This is a genomic window from Sulfitobacter sp. SK011, from assembly GCF_003352065.1.
Lineage (GTDB): Bacteria > Pseudomonadota > Alphaproteobacteria > Rhodobacterales > Rhodobacteraceae > Sulfitobacter.
In genome coordinates, this window is sequence record NZ_CP025803.1 from 3,561,633 (window position 1) to 3,586,998 (window position 25,366).

Genomic DNA, 25,366 nt, shown 5'->3' on the forward strand with positions numbered 1-25,366 from the left:
GAGACTTGTCCCGTTGGTTGATGCAGGTCTGATAGCTGGGCGTAACCCGGCAGTTCTTGGGGTCAGTTACTCTAACACACTGAAAGCAAACATCCTTGAGACCATCGCGCCGCCATGGAAAAGTGTCTCGTAGCGATTGCCGTCCAGAGCGCTCACCGTGAAACAATTGACGCGTTCTCCCACCGATTCGCCCCATGTAGTCATTTCATAGCAAAGCACGTTTTGGGTAATTTCCCAGGTCCCTCTATCAAAGCAATCGCCCTCTGCGCTGCCCAATCTCAAGCAAACTGATCCGCTGTTGTCCCAATTCCAGAAGCCATATTCAGCGTGTTCAGCCTGCCATGTCCCTGCGAGCGCCAGTTTCTTGAGCGCTTCACCGTTGAGGTCCTGCGCTAATGCAGGTCGCATGACCCCCGATGCAACCGTTAGGAACAGGACAAGAATTAAAGATAAAGAAATCTTACCAACCGCTAAAAATCCCATCTTTATATCCTTTCTATTCGTTGGGCATTTCGGAACCTTCGCGCCCACTAGCTTTGACACAAATACCCTACAAGTATTCTTGTGCCTGGACATCGCGCTACTCGTATCACCAGTTTCTACAGATAATGACTTCGGGCAGACCTTTGTGTAGGCGGCGACAGATCGCAAAATACAAGGCCGTCGTAGCATGTTTGATTTAAGCTATACTACATTTGGAGGTCAAAGTCTGCTTCGTCCCGCTTAGCGGAAGTTAGTCGCGTTTGTAGCGAAAGTCCGGTTTCCGCCCTTCATGCCGAAATGTGCTTGTTGCAGCATTGGTCACTAACGGCGGTGTGGGCGAGCGCCTTCGATCAATGGTCACAGCGTGGAGGAAAGCGGCCTTCTCTCACCCCAAACTTATTTGCCGTTTATGGGGTATTATGATACCATAATATCAGAAAAAACAGCGCGCCCCGACGGAGCAAGAACCGATGACTTCTGAAGCAGACACCATCCGTAAATACGGTGCTAATAAGGTAGAGGTGCAAATAGCATGCTAGAAGACCTGTCTAAACCTGTCATCGTGCAGAGCATGGCCGGGGCCGAATTGAAGGCCATACGGCGCAAGTCGGGATACAGTCAGACCCAAATGGGCCAGATGATCGAGTGCAGCCGCCATGCCGTGTCCTATTGGGAATGCCAGGGAACAATCAGCACCCGCCGCCTACGCTATGGGGTGCCTAAGCGCATGGGCGAAGTGCTTGGGTTTACGGTTTTGCCGTATTTCCACGCACCACACGCGCGGGGGGATGGGGTATTATTGCCGAACAGGTTGACCAGTACGCGCACGCGGGGGGATGGGGTATTAGAATGGACGGACGCAGAGCAGTCCGCGCTTGATCGGGAAGTGGCCCGATTAAATGAAAAGGCAGCCATTGCCGCAGCCCGATATCGACAGCTTTGCGGTTCAAATACTCGCAAGGGTAACCCGTGCCGCAATATGTCAGAGCCGGGACGCAGGCGGTGCAAATTTCACGGGGGCCGCTCTACGGGGCCAAAGACGCCAGAGGGCAAGGCACGTATTGCAGATGCCCAAAAGGCGCGCTGGGCGGCTTACAGAGCCGCTCAGGGGAGTTAAATGCTTATCGCCAACCATATCAAATATATAACCCGCCTATGGGTGGCGATTTAGATCAAGAAAGGGCAGGATATGCCGGGACCAGACTCAGGCACAATTTGGATAGAACCGAACGAAACAGGCGGTTATTTCGCGCAGTTTGAGGCGTACTTATGGACGGGCAACACGGCTAACCGCCTAGCCCGCGTGAAAGCTATTGGCGGCCGTATGATGCAGGGCACGTGGTCCTGCATTCGTTGCGGTGATGATCTGTCTCTGGACAAGCGTGCTGATACACGGTTTTGCAGCGAGGGTTGTCGCAAAAGGTCGGCACGGGATCGGCGCAATCGTAGTATCTTTTAGGGTCTGAACCTATAAACGGATTTAAAGCAGCCATTGGCTAGGGTAGGTTTCAGGGTCTGCAATGCGGACAAAGCGCCATTTCGCTGCAACTACGCCTAGGTCCGCTAAGGGACCTAAGTCGACCATCCCAGGAGCCCGGCGGCGCTGGCGGAAACAGTCTGTTTTTCTCGAGTCATATTTTCGCCAGACTTAACGCAAGTTACTGCCCTATCAGATCGCTAATTATACAGTCGCTGGGCAGCACAAGTGGATATCTTAAGTGTATACTAATATTAACAAAAACGACCTTTTGGATGGCACAGAACTTGATCCTCATCATATGGCGCAAATGAACGCAAAGCGGGGCTTTTTTCGTTTGCTCTGGTCGTTGGTCATTATGGGGTCAATTGCGATATACTGGCTTGCCTTCTGAGGCGCATTTCGACTTACGAATTTGTGTAGATGGCCAAAAGGCGACATTCTGCTAGGTCTAGCCGAATTTCAGTCGGTGAGCAGAAAAACGGTCCAACCCATCAACCGCTGAACGGAGTCAAACTCGCGCCATATTCGTTTGGCATATTCGCTTGCAGATATAATGTTACGAGTGAAAGCAGCTTTCTATGCGATTTCGAAGCCAAAAACGTTCAATCACTGTCTCCTTACGCCGTCATTGGCAAAACGGGTCTGATATTCAGAACAGTGCTCCGTTCCTAAAACACGACGTCACAGCAGGCGGCAGACCGTATTTCTCGCCAGCACCATTCACCTCGAACTCTGTATGGAATAGGCTGGCAAACTGGCTGTTGAGAATTAGACTCAGATGATGTGCCCGCCATATTGGCCTGCATTATTTGAATTCAAAGTGACAGAGACTAAATGGGGCGTTGCGGGTAATGGATTAGTCCCGATGCGTGGCCGTTTTCAATCCTTGGGTGACGGACGAAAAGCCGCCTACCTGACGACGCACGTGAGAAATCCTTAGTTTGGTTGGATGCCCATGCGACGCGATGAGATCAGCGTTGGTCATATCGATGTCCGAGAGCTGTTCTGCGCTCAGGAGAGTGCGGCAGGACGCCGCATTGATAACAGGCACGCCGCTCCCAAATGCTCCTTAATGTTAATGTTTAGAGCCGGGGAAGTAAGATGTTCAAAGGATTAGGAATTTCAATTGCTATTATCTGTATTGGAATGCTGGGTTTACCGGTCCTCATGGTAGCCTTTATTTAGTGTAATTGGCTGTGAAGAAGGGAGCGACCCTTATTGGGACCGGATCATAGGTGTATCCAATGAGCCTTGCGTCAGTTGGGTTGATACAGCAGCACGGTGACCACGCTTCTTTGGTGCCAAGCGTTGCTATTTTCTGTGGTTATTTCGGCGGATCTGATCTTGGAATTCGCCCATACGGGCTGCTAGAAGTAAGCTGGGGATTTGTGTAGCATGAGGGCTGCATCTCTTGGAGCGGTCGTTGGTGACCGCCGCGTTCTCAGCGGCATCATCCATGTCATTCGTAATGGCTTGCGCTGGCGAGACGCTCCGTCCGATTATGGGCCGCATAAGACGCTATACAACCGGTGGGCCCGTTGGTCTCACATGGGCGTCTTTGCACGCATCCTGACCGAACTGGCCGCTCAAGGCGATGCAACAGACACACTGATGATTGATGCGACTCATCTGAAGGCCCATCGAACAGCCTCCAGCATGGGGCTCAAAAAAAGGGGCGTGGCCGCCTGATTGGCCGCACCAAGGGTGGCCTGAACTCGAAACTCCATGCCGTAATCGATGCGGTGGGGCGACCAATCCAATTATTCCTGACAGCGGGGAACGTCAGCGACTACATCGGCGCACGAGCACTTTTACCCTCACTACCTGCTGCGGATTGGATGCTGGCGGATCGCGGCTATGACGCCGATTGGTTCCGTGAAGGCTTGAAAGAAAGAAGCATCGAACCCTGCATTCCATCGCGCCGGAACCGCAAAGACATCATCCCACACGACACCAGGATTTATCGAAGCCGTCACAAGATTGAGAACATGTTTGGACGGTTGAAAGACTGGCGCAGGGTCGCGACCCGTTACGACAGATGCCCTGTAATCTTCATGTCTGCCATCGCCCTCGCGGCAACGGTATTGTTTTGGTTATGAGTCCAGAGCCTAGGGTGCAGTGAGGTATTTTATGTGGTACAAAAAATTCCATCGATATTTTAATTGATCATATTCAATTGTCTATCCAATTAACATGGCGGACTTCGTATCCGCCATTTTCTTCAAGATCACTATCTCATAACCTCATGATAGTAGGGTGGAATTCGGCGTTTTCGCGCTGATGGCGGTTCTCGGTCCGCTTGATTTGCTGCACATTTTGCTACACAATTTGCTGCACAAACGCGGAGGATTTCCGCCATGAGCATCGCGAAACGAGGCCGTCTCTACCACCTCCGCCGCCGCGTCCCGCGCCGGTATCGGGGCATCGAGCCGCGTGAAACCGTCTGGATCAGCCTGCATACCGACTCGGAGACCATCGCGCAGAGCAAGGCGGATCGCGCGTGGTCCCAGATGATCGAAGCCTGGGAGGCACGGCTGGCCGGGAACAGCGCGGACGCGGAAGCGCGCTACGAGGCCGCCCGCGACCTGGCCCGGGCGCGGGGCTTTCGGTATCTGGATGCGGGGGCCGTGGTCAAGCTGCCGGTCGAGGACGTTGTCGCACGCGTCGAGGCCATCCCGGCCCCGGCGAACCAGCCCGATGCCATCGAGGCCGCCGCCCTTCTCGGCACCGTCTCCGAACCCCGGATCACGGCTACCAAGGCGCTGGAGCTTTATTGGACGCTTGCCAAGGAGAAGACCCTTGGCAAGAGCGAGGACCAACTTCGCCGCTGGGAAGCACCACGCAAGAAGGCGGTGAAGAACTTCGTCGCGGTGGTTGGCGACAAGGAGATCGCCAACATCACCCGCGACGACATGCTGGACTTCCGCCAGCACTGGCTCGACCGGATCGAGGCGGGAGAGGTCACGGCGAACTCGGCCAACAAGGATCTGATCCACCTTGGCGACGTGTTGAAGACTGTGAACACAATGAAGCGCCTTGGCCTTTCGCTGCCGCTGGGCGAGTTGTCCTTCAAGGAGGGCGAGAAGCAGACGCGCCCGCCATTCAGCGATGATTGGATCAGGACACGGCTCCTCGCGACGGGAGCGCTGGACGGATTGAACGGCCAGGCCCGCGCGCTGCTGCTCGGGATGATCAACACGGGCTACCGGCTGTCCGAGGGTGCGGCGCTGACGGCGGACACGATCCGGCTCGATTGCGACGTGCCGCATATTTCCATCGAGCCCGAGGGGCGGCAGCTCAAGTCGCACTACGCGCGCCGCGTGATCCCGCTGACCGGTGTCTCTCTGGAAGCCTTCAAGCAGTACCCCGAAGGCTTCCCCCGCTACCGCAATCGGGCGACTCTCAGCGCGGTCGTGAACAAGTTCCTCCGCGCCAACGGGCTGCTCGAGACCCCGCACCACTCGTTCTACTCGCTGCGCCATTCCTTCGAAGACCGCATGCTTGCCGCCGGGATCGACGACCGGATCAGGCGTGACCTCTTCGGTCATCGGCTCGACCGGGAACGGTATGGCAAGGGCGCGTCGCTGGAACACGTCGCCGAACTCGTCAAGCGCATCGCCTTCTGAGCCAGCAGCGCCCGCGCCCGGCGTTGCGCCTCCGATAGCCGCTTCTCTTTCTTCACGGCCGCGGACAGCTCTGCCTCCAACCGCTCGAAGACCGGCGCGAAGGCTGGGTCTTCCGCGACCAGCAACGCGACCTTCATCAGGGCCGCTTCAATCCGCGCGGCATCGACCGGCTGGGCCGGTTCGGTGCGAGTTGCTGATGGGCGTGACGGTGCCATGTCGAGCAGCATGAGGCGGCGCGTGCGTCTTGTGCAGGGCAAGCAAACGCGCTGCGCAAAGCGGCCTGTCACAGCGTGCAAATCGGATGGGGAGCCTCCCGAACGCGTGGCTCAAATCGAAGCACCGAAGTGGGCATCTTGGCGGTCGCGCCCGGCCCCCGACTCATGCGTCTGGGAGCGTTGCCTGAGACTGCGTGTTTGGGACCTTGAACGCGCGCCATGAGCTGGTTTCGGAGGGCTGCGGAAGACAACAGGAAGAAGGGCAAGATAAAAGCGCCTGCCACGAATGCCGCAAGTCACTGACATGACAAGCGTTTTCGCGTGCATGCAAATCGGTCGTGTGCAGGTTTCCTGCAATTGCGCAGTGTTTTCAGACCTCTGGTATGCACACTGCGGAAACCCACTCTTGGCAGCTACTCCTTAGACGAGGCGACAAGTCCGAGCATCGAGAGTTGGTATCTTACGCCCAACAATGGGAGCGCAAGATAAAAGAGGTGCGGCAACACGTGCCTAGGTGTCTGATGTTGATGAAGAAATTGCATGGCAACCCTCCAACCCTTGCCGCTCAAAGGCACCTAAATATCTGATTTGGCGTTGAATTTGACGCCGCCAAAAAACACCCATTGGGAATGTGCCGCTGAATTATTCCCTCGAAGTCAGGGTGTTAACCGTATTGTTGCCGCATTACGTAACGGGGTGCGGCTGAATAAAGCCAGTCACAACAACCAGTTGCCTGCCAAATGCAGCAACCCTTTTATCTCGCGCTCCATTGATGCGCTGTCTCCGTGGCCGGGTCTTGTCGACACAATTCAGTGAAAGCTTGCTTGAAAGCTGGTCGCCGTGAGCGATACATGCGCATCAAGCGGCGGGCGCAACTCGAAGGCCTTGGGCGTTCGTGCGAAGTTCCAGAGGCGAAACAGGCACCATTCCTCGCGCCGTTCATCTGCCACTGCAAGCTCATTGCGCGAGATATGGAACGGCGTGCGTTCCCACCCATTTGTGGTTTTGACCTCGATCAGGCGCTGCCGCCCGTCTGCATCGAAACTGGCAATATCGTAGCCTGCGCCATCCCCGTCTTCTTCCGAAACCCAGCGGATTTGCTGCGCAAGATCCTCTCGCCCCACTGCCGTCAGAGCGTCACGCTCGTACTTCAAGACGCGCTCTTCCCCGGCCTTGCCAAGGGCGCGGTTGCGTTCATCCCGCGCGGCCACGTCGAACTTTCGGGCGATGTGGAGCATCTGCTCAAGCTCGTCCGGCGGCGGTTGGTTGGTCAAGGTCGGTGCAGGCCCGACCCAGAGTTGCGCCGCCTCGGCCAAGCCTTCCATCGGCCGGGAAGAAAGGGAACGATGCGCCCAGTCTGGGTTCATCGCCAACCAGCGTGCGACGGCGTCGATCAAACTGCCCTGGAAGTTGAACGCCGGTTTGTACCCGGTGATCCATACTTCACCGAGCCCCTTGAGCACAGCGCTGATGTTCTGATGTTTGAACTCAACCGACCCTTCCGAACGGTTGTTGAGGAGCGGCAGAAGCTGCCGCCGATGCTCCGCTTTGTTGTAGGGACGGCCTGTCACATCGTCAGCCAACATCGCGAAATAGTCCGCGACGATCAGGTCATTCTCTGCATCTGTCCACGCTTGGCTCGACATTGCGCCAGGCTAGGGCAAGGTATGTCTGATGTCACGAAGACACAGGATGCAGACTTTCACTGCGGTAGGCTCCAAGGTCGGCTGCGCGGACAAAACGGCCGTTTGCCAACTTAATACGAATGGCTGCTCTCTGATGGTTTGCGAACTTTGGGCGCGAGGGTGAGTGCGAGGCTCAAAACCAGTTTTGACATTGTGATGTGTTCCCTTTGTTAGCCAACACTACTTTCCAAAGTTAAATAATCCTCGTGCCGATCCAAATGGTCGCAAGCAAAACTGGTTGGTGACACAGGTAAACCGCCAAGCTGTTCCGCCCCGGCCAGGTCATCGCGTTTGCGAGCCACGTGGTCTGCACGTGCCCGAAGATGCCGCGCATCGGCACTAGCTTGGCAAATGCCATTCCCATCAGAAACGGCGCGAGCCAAGGCACTAAAGGCAGGAAATCCAGAGAGGGGCGCACTGTGGTGCCAAGTCCTGTCCAAGCCAGCCAAGGGGACGCGAAGACCTGTCGGCCCAGATACGCGTCCGCGACCAAGACAAGACAGGTTGATCCGATCAACGCCCATCCAGGCGCTGCGATCACGAGGACGCCAATTATGCTACAGGCGGCAATGACGTGCAAAATGCCGAAATAGATGTAGCTCTCTGGGAAGGCGATATAGCTTCCCATGCTGACCAAAAGTGCCGCGAGCACAAGCATCCCCAGCCGTTTGGCCCACGCATGGAACCGCAAGCCGGGCCCATGCGCGACAATCAGACTGACGCCCGACAAAAACAGGAAAGAGCCGGCGATGACGCGCGCAAACACAGCCCACCCGCCTGTCATTGTGAACCCACTTGGCAAGATACCAAAGATCTCGAGATCGCGGGCAAAATGGAACACGACCATTGCCAACAAGGCCACTGTGCGGCTGGCATCGAGCCACAGCAACCTGTCGGCCCCCTCGGACGAAACATGTGTGTTGTGATCCGGAAGACATGTCACAGAAAGACCGCTCCTAAGCTTTCTGGGCCAAAATCAATCGCTTTGCTACCACTTCGCCATCACTCCGCAGCCGCCAAACTATCCATGAACGTGACGCATTCGTCAGCGCTTCCAACCATAGCTTCGGGGCTAACCGATCCCGCCGCAGCTGCGACGTCCGCCGCAGCGCGGTTGAGCACTTGGTCGACTTGCTCTGCCGTCAACAGACCTTCCTCTTGTGCGGCCGTCACTGTTGAGCAGATGCCCGCTGACAAGCCAGTGGCGATGCCCACACCGGCGGCCGTTCCACCGATCACCGCACTGCCGATCAGGGCACCGGCGATGGCTCCGACGACGAGGCCACCAATGCCGATCAATAACTTTCCCATTATTTTTACTTACTTAAGCACCCGAGCCGTATGGCCAGATGATGTTGAGAATAAAAAGCAGCACAAACAGGATGATAAACTGGATGCCGTTCCGTTTGCCTTTAGACATCTCGGAAAAGGGCGCGATATGCTGCATGCCCCAAATTACGGAATAAAGGATGATAGCCGTCACGATGATGTGTGGGATATCGAATTGCATGGCTTCTTCCTTCGATCAGGCCTTTTTGCGTGAAAAAGCGCGGCACAGTGCCATGAGAATAAAAAGGTTGATTGCCGGTGCAAGGGCCGCCAACCATGGCTTGAGGCCGTCCGATACACCGTCCAGCAAGGAAACCCATGGCAGACCCAGCGGGATCAAGAAGACCCCGGACAGCGGATCACGCTCCTGACCGAAAAGCCCGAAGGTCCCGATCAGGAGCAACGCGAGAGCCACGAGGTAACAAGCTCCAACGGTCCGAATGGTCCATTTGCAAAGAAATGCCATGCCTTAAGTTCAGTTGGCGAATTCGCTGAACACCGTGACGCTTCCATCGCTTTCGCTCCGGCAGCTCAGATTCTGGCCGCCGACATCCAGTACAAGAAGCGCCCCGCCACCGGTACGAATGCGCTCTGCGATATTGATGTCCTTTGCGGGAAAGCCCGTCATGCGCGCAGCTTGATTGATGCATGGCGCTGTCATGGCGTCGAATTGCGCATCGCTTCCGCTCAGCCCATCATTCACAGATGGTCCTCCGCCGGTGGTTTCGACGCAGCCAGCCAGCGCAGCAAGCACCGCGCCACCGATCATGATCTTGAATTTGCTGTCCATTGTAGTGGCTTCCTCTTTCTGAGTTTTCTTTAGGCGTTGCGATTATTCGATCCCGAAAATCACGTTGTATGACGTGGTTGATCCACCCCGGTTGATCACTTCGATCACGTGATCGCCTGTTTGCCAAAGCTGCCCGCGGTATTCGTCCGCCGATGGCGTTTGGTCGAGCAGGAAACTATTGTCGGGGTTTAAGATCTGGTAGGATATATCCGGGCCTTGTGCGGCGACCCGCACGTAGAGGTTTTGACCGTTGGCAGCACCAAGCACATAGCGGCGCGATTCACCCGCTGCGAGCGATCCGGTCATTTCCGTGCCTGTGCTCCCAGACGGGAAGCGAACGGTCACGGTGGACGTGCTGTCACCGGAACTTCCGGCAGAGGAGGAGGACGAATTGTTCATTCCGGCCGAGGGATCGTTGCTCCCCTCAACAAGGAAGTCACCTGCCGCCCACCCTTCGGAACCGGGATCAGCCAACGTGGCAACGCGACACCAACGGCGACCTTCTGCCATCCGACAACCAAGGTTGCGGACATTTTGGCCATTGTTGAGGCGTGTGACCACCCCCGCACTCGATGACGGTGAGGCGCGCAGGTTCAGCCCGCCACCGCCTGATGTCGAGACCCGGTAGAAGTCAGGTCCTCCTGCCAATCCGTCAGCGAAGTCCGAACCACCAGTATCACTGGCGGACCCCTCAACACTGATGACGATCTCGTAGTTCGACACCTCGTCGCGGCGCGCAGCACTGCGCATCATGTAGACAGAGACGGAGTATTCCCCTGAAACCGGCAGTTCCCCGTCGAAATAGTTGATATCAGGCACCATCGCACCAGTGAATTGGCTATTGGCCAGGGCCTCGTCTCCGGGGCCGGTGCCTGGGGCGTAGACGTTAAAGTATGTGGCCAAGTTCGATGGGTCCATTCGAATTTTCAGCCGCTGACCTGCTTCGGCACCGATGGTATACAGCACGCTTTCTTCGCCGGTGATCGAGTCGTTTATAGCGGTGCCGGATGTTCCGGCGGCGAAACGGACTTGCTCTGTCCGCATATCGCTTTGTGCGGTGGCGACGGCAGGCAACGCCAGCGTCATGGCGAAGGTGAGTGCAACAAGTGATTTTTTCATGTGCAGGGGTCCTTTTGGTGAAGAGGGGTTAGCTGCGGATACGAATAGAGGAATGCATGAAGGGCATCGCGATTTCGTCAGGCCGACAGCATCGGGTGAAGAGGAAGAAATCAAGACGATGCTTGGCAGTTTGCGTCATTGAGCGGACTCGAATTGAAGAAGCGTGAACGTCCCGTCGTCATTGGACGTCAGGATCAAGTGCCCCGCATCATCAATTTGTGCCGAGGTTGTCGTACCCAACCAACCGACATACGCGTCCGACCTAGAATCCGGTGGGCAGGCCGCTTTTGTCATCGGGCCCGGCGTGATCGTGAGTGTCATTTTATCAAGGTTCCAACCGCCAAGCAGTCGGTTGCAATCCGCTTGCGCGGCGAAATCCCCCGGTTCGACAAACGTGATCGAGTAGCGATCCGGCTGCATCGCCTGCTCGCCCGTTTCAGGATCCGCCACAGAGATCAATCTCCATTCCGTATCAACAAGACTTTCCCGAAGCGCAGCGGCGGCGGCTATTAGGGGATCTGGCAGGACACCCCCATCAACAAGGGCTTGCGAAACGACCTGAGCGCCCAAGCCCATGATGTTCTGAGAGCTTGTCGCCCAGCCAACCAAAGAGATCCCTTGTTCGCTGAACTCGACAACTTCGGACTGAAACCCAAGCGTTTGCCCACCGTGTCCCCAAACGCCCGGAGCCTTTTCTGCCAGTCCAATGCCATATGCCGGGATGCCGGGGCTTCCTGTAGGAACCGTATCCTGCATGACATCAAACGTGTCGGGCACCCTGAACAGCGCATCGCTCATCAGCGCTTGGATGAACACATGCATGTCTGCGGCGGTAGAAACAACGGCACCCGCTGCAGCCCCCTGCGACATGTTCCAGTCGGTCGTTTCAACATCAAACGGCATGGCCAGGAAAGCCCGCGGCAGACCCATTTCCGGGGTCGGCACGTCACTGCCGAAGAAGGTGTCATCCATCTCAAGCGGATCGAAAATCCGCGTCTTGAACACATCGGCCAGGTTCTGGCCTTCGATGCGTTTGATAATCAACCCAAGCAGGATGAACCCCGTGTTGCTGTAGGACCACTGACCGTCCGCGCCGGGTGAGAATGATGGTGCGCCGTGGTCGATCGCGAACTCTACCAGCTCTGTCATCGTGTAGCCACGCTTCAACGCGGCGGGATCGGCAATGTCGCCTTCCATGATGCCGGGCGACCCATCTGGTGCATTGTCCGTATAGCTGAAGACACCAGACGTGTGGTTTGCCAATTGCCGCAGCGTGATGACGTCCCCGTTCGGCAAGGCATTGGCTACCTCCGGCAGGTGAACAGAAAGGAGATCGTCAAGTGAAAGCGCGCCTTCTTCCTGCAATTGCAGAATAACGGCCGCCGTCATCATCTTGGTGTTGCTGCCGATCTGAAACGCCATGTCGCAAGAAATCGGTTGACCGGCCTCCGGATCGGCCACGCCAGCGGCCCGCGCATAGGTCCAATCGGGCGCTTGCAGGGACAAAACAGCACCGGGTGCCGCGCCAAAAGCCGCGCTGAGCGGGCCTTCTGTATCAACGGCGGCGGTCAGAACGCCATCCAAAGCCTCGGCAACGCTCATGGGAACCGCCGCATCTGTCGGACAGGTCGTGATGTCGACAGCATAGGCCGATGTTGCGAACAGCATCAGAGGCACGGAGGCAGCGCGCGTCAGATGCGAGCCATTTATGGGGAAACACTTCACGATATGTGACATCCTAAGTGTTGAGATGAGTGTCAGGAAAAAAGCAGTGTGGCCCCCTTCAACGAAGGGGGCCGGAAGCTTAGCAGTCTTCCGCGGGAAGCATCCGCACAGACTGGTAGCGACCGTCACCAACAGTCATTTCTGCGCACGCCCCTGTGGACCGGTTAAACCAGTACTGTGTTAGGCCCTGCGTGCGGATCAATTCGTAGCCAAGGTTCTGGATACCCATCTCGGCTTGCCCGGCGCGCGCGCCTTGGAAAGACGAAAGATCCGAAGAGCTTCCGACGGCCGGAGTTCCCGAGGAGCCCGTGTCCTCGACGCAGGCCGCGAGCGGCAGAATTGCAATTGCTGCAAGTGTAGTTTTCAGTTTCCAGACCATGACTTTTCCTTTCATGTGGCGGTTGACGTTTTTCCCCTCGATCTGGGATCGAGGGATGTTGGCGACTGCACGGATCATCAACCCTTCAGCCGGATTTGCGTCGGATCGTGCGGATTATCAGAAGTAGAATGGCAGCGCCGATCACTGCGGGAATGATCGAAGCAAGGATACTTGTCCCAACTTCGAAGCCGACCAACGGAAAGATAAAACCCGCCAAAATCGACCCTCCAATTCCAATCAGGACATCGCCCCAAAAGCCGTATCCGCTTCCCTTGACGATCAGACCAGCAAGCCAACCGACGACAGCTCCTACCAGGATCATAATCGCCAAGCCGATCAGAAGACCGACGCCAGCCCCCACGGCCCTCGCTGCGTTGTCCTGAGCGACTGTGGGAGTGGCAGCCAACATCAGAAAAGGAATGAGTTGCGTCTTTTTCATCGTCATTAATTCCTTGCCAGGCTCTGTGTTTGGATCAGTTGCACGCTGGATAGAGATAGCGATTGGCCTCAGACACATCTGCAGGACAGTTGGTCGGTGCCGAGTGATACCAGTTTACCACCCGTGCGCCCGCCCTGTCGAAAGAGCACTGGAATGTCTGGCCAGATGTCGTGTTTCCGTTGACTGCATGTGTGCCGTCCATTCTTTGTCCCTCATAGGACAAAGAGGCTATGGCACTCGCAGAAACGTGAAGATGGTGCGCTGCGTATGTATTGCAGGCGGACATCATTTCCGCTTCGCTCGCCTGAGCATTGCCGCGGCTTCCGCCGGAATGGTACCAGTTTACAACGTGGCTTCCGGATCTGTTAAACGAGCACTGGAAAGTCTCGCCATATGTGGTGCTGCCATTGACCGCATGCGTACCGTCGACCCTCTGGCCCTCGTATTTCAGCGCGGCAATGTCACTGGTCGACACATGCAAGTGATGCGCGGCGTATGAGTTGCAGGTGCTCATCATCTCAGCTTCGCTGGCAGCAAAGGCGCTTTGACCAACGCAGACAGACACAACCAGAACCGCTGTTTTGAAGATAAATTTCATTCCGTTCCTCCCAAAAAACGTTTATTTTCAATTCTCCATCGCTTCAAAAACGATAATTATAGCCGATCTGGATTGTCTGCGCTTTGAAATCAATGTCGTCAAAGACGGCAGTTCCGCCCATCGCGCCAGACGTCAGTTTCAGGTTTGGCGTTTCGCGATAGCGATAGCCGATATCAATCGTCCCGGATTGACCGACAGGAAAAGTCACGCCAAAGCCAATTTGATATGAAAAACCACCATCTGAGTCATTAAAATTGGCTGGACCTTGGCTGGAAACTACATATGCGTCGACACTGGTGTACCCGATCCCGCCCCCCACATAAGGTCGCCACGAGCTGTTCGTTTCAAAATCGTACCAAGCGTTGACCAACAGGGAGGTGGCTGACAAATCGCCGCTTGCATCTGTAGAAAACGGAGCGAGAAGTGTTAGTTCTGTTCCATCCACGTCTGAGTTCGAATAGGAAAGTTCAACCTCTGCACGGACGTTCGGAGCGACACGCGCACCAAGCACCAGACCTAGCGCAAATTCTCCGTTCGGATCGAAATCCTGTTTTGCAATGGCGGGTATACTTGAAAGTAGCGAAGCGTTTGCGCCTTTAGCGTCAACACCAATAACCGCACCGCCGAAACCGCCAACGTACATGTCTGTGAAGGCCATTTCGGCAGATCCGGCACCTGGCGCAAGAACAGCAAGAAGCGTTATGAGATTTATGGCGCGCACTTTTTTCTCCATTATTTTAGTTTCAGCATGCGCCCGTTTCCAAGGTAAAACGAAATCGAAAGTCCGGGGCTGTAGTCGGAACTATGATAGCAACGGGACAATGCCCTGCAATCCGCTTAACGAAGCACTGTCCGAAAACCGCAGTTCGAACTGCATAAAAGGGGTGTCAGTCTCAGACAACTGCCCGGGGGATGTCCAATTTCAGTCCATCTGCGCGGAACGGTATTCGATTTTAGAGGGCGCTTCGCTATGCCATAACTTCGCATGTGTCATAGCTAGCCCTATTCCTACTTCAACAAACATGATGGCTCTTGGCTTCATCATGTGACATGATTCAAAGCTATCGACGCGCACGCAGCAGTGTTTGGAATGGGGTTTCTCCGTAGCGCTGTCGATAAGCTGCGGCAAAACGCCCAAGATGGGCAAAACCGCTGTCGAAAGCCACGTCCGTGACAGTTGTTCCAGCGTCCGGTACCAGCAGCAAGGCATGTGCATTTTCGAGCCGTATCTCCGAGAGCATTTCGCGCGGGCTCTTACAGAGTTCCGACCGGAACGTAGCTTGCAACTGTCTTGGTCCAACCCCTACGGCACGTGCGATACTCTCAACGGTTAGCGCCTCGTCAGCATTTGCATGCATGAAATCAAGCGCTGCTTTTACCCGGCTGACCGCGCCTGTTTCAGCAGCAGAGATTGCCGTGTGCGCATGGCACAACGCATCAACCAGGTCGATGATCAACGCTTCCATTGCGCCAAGCGCGCTGGGGCGGCGCAGCGGGCTGTCTGCGCGCTGCAGCTCCGGAAGGATATAAAGAAGCAGACCGCGCAAACTATGCGCCTCGCGCGCACCACCCACCGCCATCACGGGTGGCACCATAAGTCCCAGTTTTTTAAGTCGTTGCGTTCTCGGAACGCGAACATGCACGGTGCGTGCCTTCGCGCCCTTTCCGGCGCGGATGGAACTCTTTCTCGGCGCGCCCGGTTGCAAGAGCAATGCTCCTGATCCCGCAGCTTCTTCTTCCGTGTTTCCATATCGGAAATGGATCTTTCCGGTATGTGGGAACGATACAGTGACCCGCTCGCTGGTTGTCTCGGCATCGTACCCATCGGTCACGACATCGCCGATCGTAACACAGCCAACCGGCATGCTAGTGACCCGAAGCCTGCCAGACCGCTTGTTTGAGAAGTTGACCCAATGCAGGCTTTCCGCCAGCTTTCCCGCTTGCGGGTCGTCGCTAGGTCTCAGATCAACTAAATTTGGTTCAAGCAATGTTTGTAAATCTCCTCATCCCTCGGAGTGTAGTGTAACGACAGCGACTTATCCAGCCTTTGAGATGAGTTTTCCCGTTCCGCCGATCATGGTTCGCTTGCGCGCCTTGCACCGCAGTATCGAGTGTTTGGTTTGTCCAAAAAACGGAGACGCATAGCGCCCACTTCGAAGGGCTGATTTCATCCGGTCATGTAGCTACTGCGAACTAGCCATCATCGATTATTCATCCCCGGCGAACACCATGAGGCCCCGAAGAAACCAAACTCTGCTATCGCACGGAAATTCCAGCGACGCAGTGCGAAATCACGCGATCGTAACATGAACATGCGCCGCATAGGACATCACACAGGCTTCTGAAATCGTAACCAAATCGTCTCCATCCATCACTCGACATCGTCCGTCGGCTTTTCGAATGGCGGCTTTGTCTAGTATTTTGGTCATCGGTGTAAACCGCAGCATCCGGTAATAAGGGCTCAAAGCAGACATTCATCCCCCTCACGCCGCCACCCCCGGTGCCTCCAAAATCACCACCCCTGCAATCCGCCAGCCTTTGTCGGTCTCTTCCATCTTGTAATCCAACAGGTGCACCGCCCCCTTGCCGTCGGTAATCTGCACCTTCTGCCACAGCGCCCCGCCGCGGTCCCGAAGTTCCAGATACCGCACCTCGGCGGGCCGCCAGACCATCGGATAGCCCGTCGTCACCATGCGTTTGAAATTTTCCGGTGATTGAAACAACATCTGCAACGTCGGCGTCGCATAGGTAAACGCGCCCGCGAAATCATCCGCCTTGAATGCCTCAATCTGGCTGTTGATTGTGCCTTCAATCTGCGCTTGCTGTGCCGTCGCACTAAAGGCCAGAAAGACGGTCAAGACCGCCCCCAAAACCCCCGAAATCAATCCCGTCCGCATCGCACATCTCCCCCATGGTTGCATGACTTATGGTAAGTCACGCGCACCGAAGGGCAAGAGGTTCACGATGTGATCAATTTCCCGGCCAGCGCATCCTCGATCAATGCTACCGTTTCATCGACACCATAAAGCGCGATAAATCCGCCAAACCGTGGCCCCTGTGACGCGCCCAGCAACACTTCATAAAGTGCCGTGAACCAATCACGCAGCGGATCAAACCGTTCTTTGCCTACTGCAAACACCATAGTTTGCAAGGCTTCCGCATCCAGACCGCCATCCCACACCTTCAACTGCGCCAACAGGTCTTCCAACGCCTCCCGCTCCAGATCGCTGGGCGCACGGAACACTTTTTCAGGCTTCACAAAATCATTGTAATACCGCACCGCATGCTCTGCCGCCGCGTCCATCCCCGGATTGGCCTCCGGCGTTGCATCCGGCGCATAGCGCTGGATAAATCCCCACAATTGCGACTTTTCCTCAGCCGAGGACACGGACGCCAGATTCAGCAACATCGAATAGGGCACCACCATATCCGATTTGGGCACATCGCCCCCGTGAATATGCCACACCGGATTGTTCAACTGCGCCTTCAGATCCTGCCCCTCATAGGCGCGCAGCTGTTGGTGATACTCATCGACCGCCTTGGGGATCACATCGAAATACATCCGTTTGGCGGTCTTGGGCTTGAGATACATGAAATACGACAGGCTTTCGGCACTGGCATAGGTCAGCCATTCGTCAATCGTCAGACCGTTGCCCGATGATTTGGATATCTTGTGGCCGTCCTGGTCCAGAAACAGCTCATAGGTGAAATGCTCAGGTGCCTTGGCCCCCAAAATTCGGCAAATGCTGTCGTAAATCGGCGTGTTCGTGGAATGATCCTTGCCGTACATCTCAAAATCAACACCCAGCGCCGCCCAACGCGCACCAAAATCCGGCTTCCACTGCAACTTCACATTGCCCCCGGTCAACGGCAGCGTCATCTCGGTGCCATCCTCATCATCAAAAGTGATCGTTCCGTCCCGCGCATTCACCTGCTTGATCGGCACATACATTACCCGGCCCGTCGTCGGGTGGATCGGCAGGAATATCGAATAGGTCTGACGCCGCTCTTCACGCAGTGACTTCAACATCACCGCCATAATTTCATCGTACTTCTCAGCCGCCCGCAACAAAATCTCATCAAACTGCCCCGACGCATAGAACTCGGTGGCTGAGATAAATTCATACTCAAAACCAAAGGTGTCCAAAAACCGCCGCAACATCGCATTGTTATGGTGGCCAAAGCTCTCGTGCGTACCAAACGGGTCAGGGACGCTGGTCAGCGGACGCTGCAAATGCTCGGCCAGCTTTTCGGGGTCCGGCACATTGCCCGGCACCTTGCGCATGCCGTCCAGATCGTCGGAAAAACAGATCAAACGCGTGGGAATATCGCTGATCGCCTCAAACGCACGGCGCACCATCGTCGTGCGCGCCACCTCTCCGAACGTCCCGATGTGCGGCAAACCGCTGGGTCCATACCCGGTTTCAAACAGCACATGACCCTTTTCAGGTGCCTTGGATGCATAGCGTTTCAGCACCTTGCGCGCTTCCTCAAAGGGCCACGCTTTGCTCTGCAGTCCTGCATCCCGCATCTCAGACATATCAAACTTCCCGAAAGGGCCAATTGCGCCCAATGCGCACGGCTGGCCCTGTTCCTATTGCGTCACCAGCGCAGGGTCAATATTCTGCACCGCAACATGACCTCAAAGGACACCTGCAATGAACGACAGCACTTCTCTCTCACTCAGCGCGCAAGATTGCCTTGTCGCCCTGATGATCGCCGTGTCCGCCTCAGACGAGGACATTCGAACCGCTGAATTGATCAAGATACAGTCCTCTGTGAACATACTACCGGTCTTCGCGGGCTACGATAACGACCGCCTCGCCACGATTAGCAAAACAGTTTTTGATCTCTTTGAACAGGAAGACGGCCTTGATGCCCTCTTTGGCCTGATCCGCGAGGCGCTGCCGGAACGGTTGAATGAAACAGCCTATGCACTGGCCTGCGACGTGGCCGCCGCAGACGGCACATTGGAAGAAGCCGAACTGCGCCTGCTTGAAGAAATCCGCTATGAACTGAACATCGATCGGCTTCATGCAGCAGCGATTGAACGCGGCGCACGCGCCCGGCATGTGGTGTGACAAAGGGGGCGCTGACTTTCGCTGTGCGGGACTTAGCAAGCATTCGCCGCGCTTGTTCGAACGGCTGCTTTATTGCGCGGAATAGGTTCTGGCTCACCTAAGGTATTGTGCACGGCGGCAGCAACGTCGATGTTGCTCACATGGCAACCGAAATAGAGTTCTCTTTTGCAGCGCTGAATGGGTCAGTTCGACGGCACATTCGTGTCTTCCAGATGCACCAGTTTCTTGATCGGTTCGCGATGGGCCTCACAGTTGCTGTTGTTGCTCTGGCGTTAACCGACCGAGGTATGGACCTTTTTCAAATCTCGCTGCTTTTCGGGATCTACTCGCTCACAACCATGGCGATGGAACTGCCTTTCGGTGGCTTGGCCGACAGTATCGGACGCAAGCCGGTCTTTCTGACGGCAGTCGTCGCCAGCTTGATTTCGCTCGCGCTCTTTCTTTCAACCAGCGATTTCTACGTTCTTGCACTCTCATTTGCATTCATCGGTTTTGGACGGGCGCTGCGATCGGGCACGCTTGATGCGTGGTTTGTCGAAACTTTCAAGGCCGCCGCGCCAAATGTGGATGTCCAGCCCGCACTGGCCAAAGCGCAATCGGCCAATGCCGTGGGGTTGGCCGTCGGCGCGGTTCTGGGAGGTCTGTTACCCGACATATTAGGCTCAGTCGCGAAACGCCTCGGGTTCAGCATCTATGATGTGTCCTATCTGGCAAGTTTTGGTGTAATGCTGGGCGTATTTGTCTTCACAATTTTGGCCATTGTAGAAAATCCGCGTCCGATGAATTTCGTCGCACTCAGACAGGGGTTCGCAAACGTTCCAAAGGTGATCAAAGACGCGGGCCTTCTCGCTCTGAAACATCCTACACTTTCAATCCTACTGGCATCGCTGGCATTCTTTCTGATGGCGACCAACCCGGTCGAAGTGCTCTGGCCGACCCATGCAAAGCCCATGTTGGATGCCGATTACGCAAACACCGTCATTGGTATCGTGACAGCGACTTATTTCTTCTCGATCGCTTTCGGCGCATCTCTGTCCCCGCACATCAGCCGAATCTTCAGGCGGCGGCACGCCCTGACGTTGGCGGCGACGTTTGCTTGCTTGGCGGGCGTTCAGATCGCATTGGCATTGCAAGGTAGTATCATCGGCTTTGTGGCAGTTTTCATTCTGTATTCTGTAATTCTTGGTGTCAGCGAAACGCCAGCCAGCAGCATTCTGCATCGCTGCGTGGGCGACCATCAGCGGTCGACCATGCTGTCTCTGAGATCGTTGATACAACAGTTGGGGGCCGCATTGGGTCTGGTGTTTGCCGGAGCCGTCGCTGAAATTTATTCCACACCAACCGCATGGATTGTCGGGGCGTTGTTTCTTTTCATTGCAGTGGTAATGACCTTAGTGTTGGTCAAACGATTGGCTTTAGAAGCCGGTAGCTGACATTCGTGCGTCACGCAGCATCAGCCAATGTGGGCTCTCTACCGACCTTAGCCGCGCACGGCACGAACGACCGCTTAAGATATCAAAGCATTTGAGTAGCGGACCGCCCTGCCCTAGTACAAACGGCCCAAAGCAACCCTTAGTGACTTAGCTATGCACTTGGATTGCAGCTTGACGAAACCCTTATTGCTGGCGTTTCCTGCTACTATGGAGATCAATGAGGACAACGTTGACGACGCGGTTTTGGCGCTGCTCTGGCTGACGCTGCATGACGGGGACCGGGCCTGGAAAAGTCACGACTGGGATGTGCTCGATCGGCTGCACAAGAAAGGGCTCATCCTGGATCCGGTCGGCAAGGCGAAGTCAGTGGTGCTTACAAACGACGGCCTGCGCCTTTCAGAAGAACTGTTCGAAGCCCTTTTTACCAATGCGGCCAAGCCATGATTCAACGGTTCATACTTAGCTTTGGAATGAGTCGAGCATTGCATTCCACGCGGCGTCACTCACGGCCCATACCAGACATTCGACCGTTGAAAATTCCGACGATCCAATTTCCCTGAAGCGGACCTTCATGCATGACGCAGCATATTGAGATCGCGAAGGACGGCATCGCGGGACGACGCGAACTTTGGTGCCATGTATGTCGATGTCCGGCTTGGCGAACCGTTCTCTTTGGGTTCCGGCGATGTGACGTCAGTTCTTCTTGGGGGTCAAAATTGCGCGGCAAGGTGGTCAATCACAGTGCGTATGAGGCCTGTTAAGTGACGACTTGGTGGGTATACTGCATAAAGCCCTACCACTTTAGCTTCTTCGGCTTCGAAGATAATCTGAAGACGCCCCTCTTTAAGAAATGGCAGTGCGGTATAAAGTGGCACCCGCCCAACGCCCAAGCCTTCCGCCGCCATATTTGCAACCGCGAGTGGGGAGTTGGCGCGAAAGTTGCCCGATACAGGGACAGTGTAGACACCTTTCGCCCCGTTGAACTCCCAATTGTCGGCCGGAGATGTCGATGATTGCAAAAGGCAATTATGAGTTGAAAGCGCTGAGGGCTCTTTCGGCAGGCCATTCTTCTTAAGATAGTCAGGCGATGCACAGCAAATGATCCTCATGTCCATTAGTTTGCGCGCCACAAGGCTGGAATCTTTCAAAGCCCCGAACCGGAGCGCGAGGTCATGACCTTCTTCCACCAGCGACACATGGTGATCGGAGAGATGCAATTCGATAGACACCTTCGGATGCGCGTCTTGAAACGGTTGCAGCAGGTGAACCAGTTGCGAAGATCCATATCCTGTAGGTGCAGTGATACGGATGCGCCCCGCAAGCTCAGTCTGACGCTGTTGCACAAGCCCTTCCAACTCATCAAACTGTTCAATCAGCGGCAGGCATCGATCATAGTAAGAGCGCCCTGTATCGGTCAGTGTAACGCTGCGCGTTGTGCGGTTGAACAGTTGCGCATGCAGCCGTTCTTCGAGCTGACCGATGTATTTGCTGGCGAGCTTAGTGCTGATTCCAACCTGCCGTGCACCCTCCGTAAAGGATTTATGGACAGCAACAGCCGCAAACGTCTTCATCCCAACGATAGTATCCATTATCTACATCTCGTTCATAAACATTCCCTGGCTGGGTATATTATCGCTGGATGCGCTTCAAGATATCTCTTTTTCATCGCCGGAGACGTCCTCTGGCTCATGACAAAGGAAATCAAATGTCCAACGCAGTTCGTATTCACAGCTTCCCTCTCTCTGGCCACGCCCATCGCGTGGTGCTCTTTGCCGGTCTTGCTGGCATCAATCATACGGTCATCAATGTCGATCTTGGTGGTGGTGCTCACAAGTCCAAAAACTACCTTGCCAAAAACCCTGCGGGTCAAGTTCCAATGATCGAAGACGGCGACACAGTTGTCAGCGATAGTAACGCCATTCTGGTTTACCTCTCTCGCAAATACGCCCCCTCCTACATCCCCAATGACCCAGTTGGCGAAGCAGAAGTGCAAAAGTTCCTGACCTTGGCAGCAGGCGAGCTTGCTTTTGGTCCAGCAGCGGCGCGCTTGATTAATGTCTTCAAAGCCCCTCTCGACAAAGACTTTACACATGCAACAGCCGCCAAAGTTCTTGGCAAGCTGGAGGCGCACCTTGAAGGGCGCGAGTGGTTGGTTGGTGATGCACCAACAATCGCGGATGTGGCCATCTACAGCTACACGGCACACGCCCCAGAAGGCGACGTTTCGCTCGATCCATATCCAAACGTGCGTCGTTTGCTGTCCAACATCGAAGCCCTCGATGGCTTTGTCCCCATGGTGTCAACACCTGTGGGCCTGAAAGCTACGAAAGCGGCCTAACCCAACGCTGGCCCAACCGGCTACTCCCCCTGGTTGGGCCTCCTATCCATCGTTCAAATTTTGAGGCTCGTCATGAATGTTCAGCCAACAATAGCCACAACGCAATTCCATGCAGGTGAGCGCGAAATGCAGAAGCGGGCCGGTAAAAGCGAAGCAATAGAGGCCATTGGCAAGATTGCCATTCGTCCTTTCATGCCTGACCAGCACCGTGCGTTTTACGAGCAAATCCCGTTCATTCTTGTGGGAAGCCTTGATCGCTATGGTTGGCCTTGGGCGTCGATGCTCGTAGGGGGCGCAAATTTTATCAAGTCGCCCGATAACAAGCGTCTCGATCTTGATGCGACGCCGTTGGCCGATGACCCGTTGGCCGCGAACCTCAAACAAGGTGCGCCCGTCGGACTTGTCGGGATCGAACTCTCGACCCGTCGTCGCAACCGGATGAACGCGACTGTGCGTGCGGTCAGAGATGGGGGTATATCGCTTGAAGTTGTGCAGTCCTTTGGCAACTGCCCCCAATATATTCAAACGCACGACGTTAGTTTCCTACGCAGTCCAAAAGCGCAGATTGACCGGACACCGACGCAGCGGTTCACGCAGTTTGACGCGGCAGCGCAAAGCTTCATTGCACAGGCCAATTCTTTCTATGTTGCCAGCTCCTCGGGCACAGGCGAGAACCCGACAACGCGGGGCGCGGACGTGTCTCACCGCGGCGGACAGGCAGGCTTTGTCAAAGTTGAAGGCAACTCTATCATCGTTCCCGATTTCTCCGGCAACAACTTCTTTAACACACTTGGAAACTTCTTGGTGAGCCCCAAAGCAGGATTGCTTTTTCCCGATTACACAACGGGTGATATCTTGATGCTCACAGGCACAACAGAAGTGTTTGAAGCAGACGCACCAGAGATCGCTTGCTTCAAAGGAGCAGAGCGAGGTTGGAGGTTCACTTTGGATCACGGCATCCGCATCCATGACGCCTTGCCGTTCCGGGCTGAGTTCACCGAATGGTCGCCGAACAGCCTGATGGCTGACAACTGGACCCAAGCCGAAGCCCGTCAAAAGCTGGAGGCCGAACGCGCTGCTTGGCGTCCCCTGAAGGTGACTGCCATCAAAGACGAAAGCAGTGTTATCCGCTCATTCACGTTCGATGCGGTGGACGACCAACCTTTACTGTCTTTCGAAGCTGGGCAATTCCTGACAATCCGTGTGACGCCCGAAGGTGCCGAGCCACAAACGCGGACTTACACCGTCTCCTCTGCACCGGGTGATCAGGGTTACCGTATTTCGGTCAAGCGGGAACCGGGTGGTGCAGTGTCCAACCACCTTCACGATACTCTGAAAGTTGGCGACGTTATCGACGCGAAAGCCCCAAAAGGCGGGTTTTTCATAGACGCCTTGGAAAAACGCCCTGCTGTTTTGTTCGCCGGTGGTGTTGGTGTCACGCCCATGATGTCGATGACGCGTCACGTACTGAACGAGAGCGTGCGCAAACGCTACACGAGGCCGTTGACGGTTTTTCATGCCGCCCAAACAACCGATCAGCGCGCATTTTTGGAAGAGTTCCGCGCAGCAGAAACCCAGAGTGACGGCAGAATCAAATACGTGTCGATCGTTGGCCACCCCGAAGACGGCGAGGTGCAAGGCACGGATTATGACGCGACGGGTTACATCACCCCCGATCTGATCCGATCTGAGTTGTCCTTTAATGACTTTGACTTTTTTCTCTGCGGCCCGCCTTCGTTTATGCAGGCCGTGTACGACGCATTGCGTGATCTCGGTGCACGCGATGTGCGCATTTTCGCGGAGGCATTTGGCCCCGCAGCGCTCAAGCGCCACGCTGATGTGGGTGCCACAGCATTTGAACCCGAACCAGAAGCCGAAACTGCAGTCGTAAAATTTGCGCAATCCGGACACGAGCAGCACTGGAAAAAAGATGACGCCACGTTGCTCGAAACAGCCGAAGCACATGGGGTCACACCGCCATTTTCTTGTCGTAGCGGATCTTGCGGGAGCTGCATCACCAAAAAACTGTCTGGCAATGTTGTCTATCGCACGCCGGTGACCGCCGAACATGGCGAGGACGACGTGCTGATTTGCAGTGCCGTCCCCGCCAAAGATACCGAAGAACTCGTCCTAGACCTATAATCAACCAAAGAAGGGCCACGATCATGTCTCGACCACCATTGCCACCGTTTAACCGTGAAACAGCTATTCAAAAGGTGCGCCTTGCCGAAGATGCCTGGAACAGCCGCGATTCTTCAAAGGTCGCAACGGCCTACACGCTTGATACCAAATGGCGCAACCGCGCACGTTTTGTCAGCACGCGTGACGAGGTCGAAGCTTTCTTGTCCGGCAAATGGGTTCGCGAAATCGAATACCGCCTGATCAAAGAGCTATGGGCGTTTAATGAGAACCGTATCGCCGTGCGCTACGCATATGAATGGCGTGACAACAGCCGCAATTGGTTCCGCTCTTATGGCAACGAAAACTGGGAGTTTTCCGCAGATGGTCTGATGCAGAACCGCCATGCGAGCATCAATGATCTGCCCATCCGTGAACAAGATCGCCTGTTCCATTGGCCGCTTGGTCGCCGACCAGACGGCCACCCAAGTCTATCTGATTTGGGCCTCTAAGCCAAAAGGAGAACCG

General features: G+C 55.4%; 25 protein-coding genes and 1 pseudogene. 9 read left to right on the forward strand and 17 right to left on the reverse strand.

The window, feature by feature from the left end; genetic code table 11:
- Positions 1-66: 66 nt before the first annotated feature.
- On the reverse strand, positions 67-483 hold the full coding sequence (locus C1J02_RS17460; protein WP_162798368.1) for a hypothetical protein: 417 nt from the start codon (positions 481-483) through the stop codon (positions 67-69).
- 532 nt (positions 484-1,015) lie between these two features.
- Here C1J02_RS17460 and C1J02_RS17465 point away from each other — a divergent pair.
- The 3 genes and pseudogenes from C1J02_RS17465 (at position 1,016) to C1J02_RS17475 (ending at position 5,589) form a co-directional block, all read left to right on the forward strand.
- Positions 1,016-1,600: an HGGxSTG domain-containing protein gene (locus C1J02_RS17465; RefSeq protein WP_162798369.1), complete on the forward strand. Its 585-nt coding sequence runs from the start codon at positions 1,016-1,018 to the stop codon at positions 1,598-1,600.
- Between the two features lie 1,785 nt (positions 1,601-3,385).
- Positions 3,386-4,062 (forward strand): annotated as a pseudogene (locus C1J02_RS17470) (IS5 family transposase); the annotation flags it as partial.
- 258 nt (positions 4,063-4,320) lie between these two features.
- Positions 4,321-5,589 (forward strand): tyrosine-type recombinase/integrase, encoded by a 1,269-nt coding sequence (locus C1J02_RS17475; protein ID WP_114879714.1) that lies wholly within the window; start codon positions 4,321-4,323, stop codon positions 5,587-5,589.
- 1,024 nt (positions 5,590-6,613) lie between these two features.
- Here C1J02_RS17475 and C1J02_RS17485 read toward each other — a convergent pair.
- The 15 genes from C1J02_RS17485 to C1J02_RS17555 form a co-directional block, all read right to left on the reverse strand.
- Positions 6,614-7,450, reverse strand: coding sequence for a DUF3883 domain-containing protein (locus C1J02_RS17485; protein ID WP_114879716.1), 837 nt, complete (start codon positions 7,448-7,450; stop codon positions 6,614-6,616).
- 232 nt (positions 7,451-7,682) lie between these two features.
- Complete coding sequence (locus tag C1J02_RS17490) at positions 7,683-8,432, reverse strand: heparan-alpha-glucosaminide N-acetyltransferase (RefSeq protein ID WP_254693147.1); 750 nt, start codon at positions 8,430-8,432, stop codon at positions 7,683-7,685.
- Between the two features lie 59 nt (positions 8,433-8,491).
- Positions 8,492-8,800: a hypothetical protein gene (locus C1J02_RS17495; protein WP_114879717.1), complete on the reverse strand. Its 309-nt coding sequence runs from the start codon at positions 8,798-8,800 to the stop codon at positions 8,492-8,494.
- A 13-nt stretch (positions 8,801-8,813) separates the two neighbouring features.
- Complete coding sequence (locus C1J02_RS17500; RefSeq protein ID WP_114879718.1) at positions 8,814-8,999, reverse strand: hypothetical protein; 186 nt, start codon at positions 8,997-8,999, stop codon at positions 8,814-8,816.
- 15 nt (positions 9,000-9,014) lie between these two features.
- Positions 9,015-9,284 (reverse strand): hypothetical protein, encoded by a 270-nt coding sequence (locus C1J02_RS17505; protein ID WP_114879719.1) that lies wholly within the window; start codon positions 9,282-9,284, stop codon positions 9,015-9,017.
- A gap of 9 nt (positions 9,285-9,293) precedes the next feature.
- Positions 9,294-9,608 (reverse strand): hypothetical protein, encoded by a 315-nt coding sequence (locus C1J02_RS17510; RefSeq protein ID WP_114879720.1) that lies wholly within the window; start codon positions 9,606-9,608, stop codon positions 9,294-9,296.
- 42 nt (positions 9,609-9,650) lie between these two features.
- Entirely contained in the window at positions 9,651-10,727 is a 1,077-nt protein-coding gene (locus tag C1J02_RS17515; protein ID WP_114879721.1) for an SH3 domain-containing protein, read from the reverse strand.
- Between the two features lie 135 nt (positions 10,728-10,862).
- A complete protein-coding gene (locus C1J02_RS17520) occupies positions 10,863-12,452 on the reverse strand; it encodes a serine hydrolase (protein ID WP_162798370.1) in 1,590 nt (529 codons plus the stop codon).
- Between the two features lie 79 nt (positions 12,453-12,531).
- Positions 12,532-12,909, reverse strand: a complete 378-nt coding sequence (locus tag C1J02_RS17525) for a hypothetical protein (RefSeq protein WP_254693148.1) — start codon at positions 12,907-12,909, stop codon at positions 12,532-12,534.
- Positions 12,910-12,916: 7 nt separating this feature from the next.
- Positions 12,917-13,270, reverse strand: a complete 354-nt coding sequence (locus C1J02_RS17530; RefSeq protein ID WP_254693149.1) for a GlsB/YeaQ/YmgE family stress response membrane protein — start codon at positions 13,268-13,270, stop codon at positions 12,917-12,919.
- Positions 13,271-13,304: 34 nt separating this feature from the next.
- The gene (locus C1J02_RS17535) at positions 13,305-13,868 is read right to left on the reverse strand and encodes a hypothetical protein (RefSeq protein ID WP_114879723.1); all 564 of its coding nucleotides are present in this window, start codon (positions 13,866-13,868) and stop codon (positions 13,305-13,307) included.
- A gap of 43 nt (positions 13,869-13,911) precedes the next feature.
- A complete protein-coding gene (locus tag C1J02_RS17540) occupies positions 13,912-14,601 on the reverse strand; it encodes an outer membrane protein (RefSeq protein WP_114879724.1) in 690 nt (229 codons plus the stop codon).
- A 328-nt stretch (positions 14,602-14,929) separates the two neighbouring features.
- Positions 14,930-15,733 carry a helix-turn-helix transcriptional regulator gene (locus tag C1J02_RS17545; protein ID WP_114879725.1) on the reverse strand — a complete coding sequence of 268 codons (804 nt, stop codon included), beginning with the start codon at positions 15,731-15,733 and terminating at the stop codon, positions 14,930-14,932.
- Positions 15,734-16,351: 618 nt separating this feature from the next.
- Positions 16,352-16,765, reverse strand: a complete 414-nt coding sequence (locus tag C1J02_RS17550) for a DUF4864 domain-containing protein (RefSeq protein ID WP_114879726.1) — start codon at positions 16,763-16,765, stop codon at positions 16,352-16,354.
- 62 nt (positions 16,766-16,827) lie between these two features.
- Positions 16,828-18,408 (reverse strand): lysine--tRNA ligase, encoded by a 1,581-nt coding sequence (locus tag C1J02_RS17555; protein WP_114879727.1) that lies wholly within the window; start codon positions 18,406-18,408, stop codon positions 16,828-16,830.
- A gap of 118 nt (positions 18,409-18,526) precedes the next feature.
- On the opposite strand from C1J02_RS17555, the gene C1J02_RS17560 reads away from it, so the two are divergent.
- The 3 genes from C1J02_RS17560 (at position 18,527) to C1J02_RS17570 (ending at position 20,826) form a co-directional block, all read left to right on the forward strand.
- Positions 18,527-18,949, forward strand: a complete 423-nt coding sequence (locus tag C1J02_RS17560; RefSeq protein ID WP_114879728.1) for a tellurite resistance TerB family protein — start codon at positions 18,527-18,529, stop codon at positions 18,947-18,949.
- A gap of 140 nt (positions 18,950-19,089) precedes the next feature.
- Complete coding sequence (locus C1J02_RS17565) at positions 19,090-20,382, forward strand: MFS transporter (RefSeq protein ID WP_114879729.1); 1,293 nt, start codon at positions 19,090-19,092, stop codon at positions 20,380-20,382.
- A 171-nt stretch (positions 20,383-20,553) separates the two neighbouring features.
- Complete coding sequence (locus C1J02_RS17570) at positions 20,554-20,826, forward strand: DUF6429 family protein (protein WP_254693150.1); 273 nt, start codon at positions 20,554-20,556, stop codon at positions 20,824-20,826.
- Between the two features lie 266 nt (positions 20,827-21,092).
- On the opposite strand, the gene C1J02_RS17575 is transcribed toward C1J02_RS17570, so the two are convergent.
- Positions 21,093-21,971 (reverse strand): LysR family transcriptional regulator, encoded by an 879-nt coding sequence (locus C1J02_RS17575; RefSeq protein WP_114879731.1) that lies wholly within the window; start codon positions 21,969-21,971, stop codon positions 21,093-21,095.
- A gap of 50 nt (positions 21,972-22,021) precedes the next feature.
- Between C1J02_RS17575 and C1J02_RS17580 the strand changes: the two genes are divergently transcribed.
- The 3 genes from C1J02_RS17580 (at position 22,022) to C1J02_RS17590 (ending at position 25,350) form a co-directional block, all read left to right on the forward strand.
- The gene (locus C1J02_RS17580) at positions 22,022-22,720 is read left to right on the forward strand and encodes a glutathione S-transferase (protein WP_254693151.1); all 699 of its coding nucleotides are present in this window, start codon (positions 22,022-22,024) and stop codon (positions 22,718-22,720) included.
- Positions 22,721-22,846: 126 nt separating this feature from the next.
- Complete coding sequence (locus tag C1J02_RS17585; protein ID WP_254693152.1) at positions 22,847-24,862, forward strand: pyridoxamine 5'-phosphate oxidase family protein; 2,016 nt, start codon at positions 22,847-22,849, stop codon at positions 24,860-24,862.
- Between the two features lie 23 nt (positions 24,863-24,885).
- Positions 24,886-25,350 (forward strand): DUF1348 family protein, encoded by a 465-nt coding sequence (locus C1J02_RS17590; RefSeq protein WP_114879734.1) that lies wholly within the window; start codon positions 24,886-24,888, stop codon positions 25,348-25,350.
- The last annotated feature ends 16 nt before the right edge of the window (positions 25,351-25,366 follow it).

What these genes read in the sequence shown, in the direction of transcription:
- C1J02_RS17460 (WP_162798368.1), bottom strand. Translation starts at nt 483, where the DNA reads ATGGGATTTTTAGCGGTTGGTAAGATTTCTTTATCTTTAATTCTTGTC.
- C1J02_RS17465 (WP_162798369.1), top strand. Translation starts at nt 1,016, where the DNA reads ATGCTAGAAGACCTGTCTAAACCTGTCATCGTGCAGAGCATGGCCGGG.
- C1J02_RS17475 (WP_114879714.1), top strand. Translation starts at nt 4,321, where the DNA reads ATGAGCATCGCGAAACGAGGCCGTCTCTACCACCTCCGCCGCCGCGTC.
- C1J02_RS17485 (WP_114879716.1), bottom strand. Translation starts at nt 7,450, where the DNA reads ATGTCGAGCCAAGCGTGGACAGATGCAGAGAATGACCTGATCGTCGCG.
- C1J02_RS17495 (WP_114879717.1), bottom strand. Translation starts at nt 8,800, where the DNA reads ATGGGAAAGTTATTGATCGGCATTGGTGGCCTCGTCGTCGGAGCCATC.
- C1J02_RS17500 (WP_114879718.1), bottom strand. Translation starts at nt 8,999, where the DNA reads ATGCAATTCGATATCCCACACATCATCGTGACGGCTATCATCCTTTAT.
- C1J02_RS17505 (WP_114879719.1), bottom strand. Translation starts at nt 9,284, where the DNA reads ATGGCATTTCTTTGCAAATGGACCATTCGGACCGTTGGAGCTTGTTAC.
- C1J02_RS17510 (WP_114879720.1), bottom strand. Translation starts at nt 9,608, where the DNA reads ATGGACAGCAAATTCAAGATCATGATCGGTGGCGCGGTGCTTGCTGCG.
- C1J02_RS17515 (WP_114879721.1), bottom strand. Translation starts at nt 10,727, where the DNA reads ATGAAAAAATCACTTGTTGCACTCACCTTCGCCATGACGCTGGCGTTG.
- C1J02_RS17525 (WP_254693148.1), bottom strand. Translation starts at nt 12,909, where the DNA reads ATGATCCGTGCAGTCGCCAACATCCCTCGATCCCAGATCGAGGGGAAA.
- C1J02_RS17530 (WP_254693149.1), bottom strand. Translation starts at nt 13,270, where the DNA reads ATGAAAAAGACGCAACTCATTCCTTTTCTGATGTTGGCTGCCACTCCC.
- C1J02_RS17535 (WP_114879723.1), bottom strand. Translation starts at nt 13,868, where the DNA reads ATGAAATTTATCTTCAAAACAGCGGTTCTGGTTGTGTCTGTCTGCGTT.
- C1J02_RS17540 (WP_114879724.1), bottom strand. Translation starts at nt 14,601, where the DNA reads ATGGAGAAAAAAGTGCGCGCCATAAATCTCATAACGCTTCTTGCTGTT.
- C1J02_RS17545 (WP_114879725.1), bottom strand. Translation starts at nt 15,733, where the DNA reads ATGCCGGTTGGCTGTGTTACGATCGGCGATGTCGTGACCGATGGGTAC.
- C1J02_RS17550 (WP_114879726.1), bottom strand. Translation starts at nt 16,765, where the DNA reads ATGCGGACGGGATTGATTTCGGGGGTTTTGGGGGCGGTCTTGACCGTC.
- C1J02_RS17555 (WP_114879727.1), bottom strand. Translation starts at nt 18,408, where the DNA reads ATGTCTGAGATGCGGGATGCAGGACTGCAGAGCAAAGCGTGGCCCTTT.
- C1J02_RS17560 (WP_114879728.1), top strand. Translation starts at nt 18,527, where the DNA reads ATGAACGACAGCACTTCTCTCTCACTCAGCGCGCAAGATTGCCTTGTC.
- C1J02_RS17565 (WP_114879729.1), top strand. Translation starts at nt 19,090, where the DNA reads ATGGCAACCGAAATAGAGTTCTCTTTTGCAGCGCTGAATGGGTCAGTT.
- C1J02_RS17575 (WP_114879731.1), bottom strand. Translation starts at nt 21,971, where the DNA reads ATGGATACTATCGTTGGGATGAAGACGTTTGCGGCTGTTGCTGTCCAT.
- C1J02_RS17580 (WP_254693151.1), top strand. Translation starts at nt 22,022, where the DNA reads ATGCGCTTCAAGATATCTCTTTTTCATCGCCGGAGACGTCCTCTGGCT.
- C1J02_RS17585 (WP_254693152.1), top strand. Translation starts at nt 22,847, where the DNA reads ATGCAGAAGCGGGCCGGTAAAAGCGAAGCAATAGAGGCCATTGGCAAG.
- C1J02_RS17590 (WP_114879734.1), top strand. Translation starts at nt 24,886, where the DNA reads ATGTCTCGACCACCATTGCCACCGTTTAACCGTGAAACAGCTATTCAA.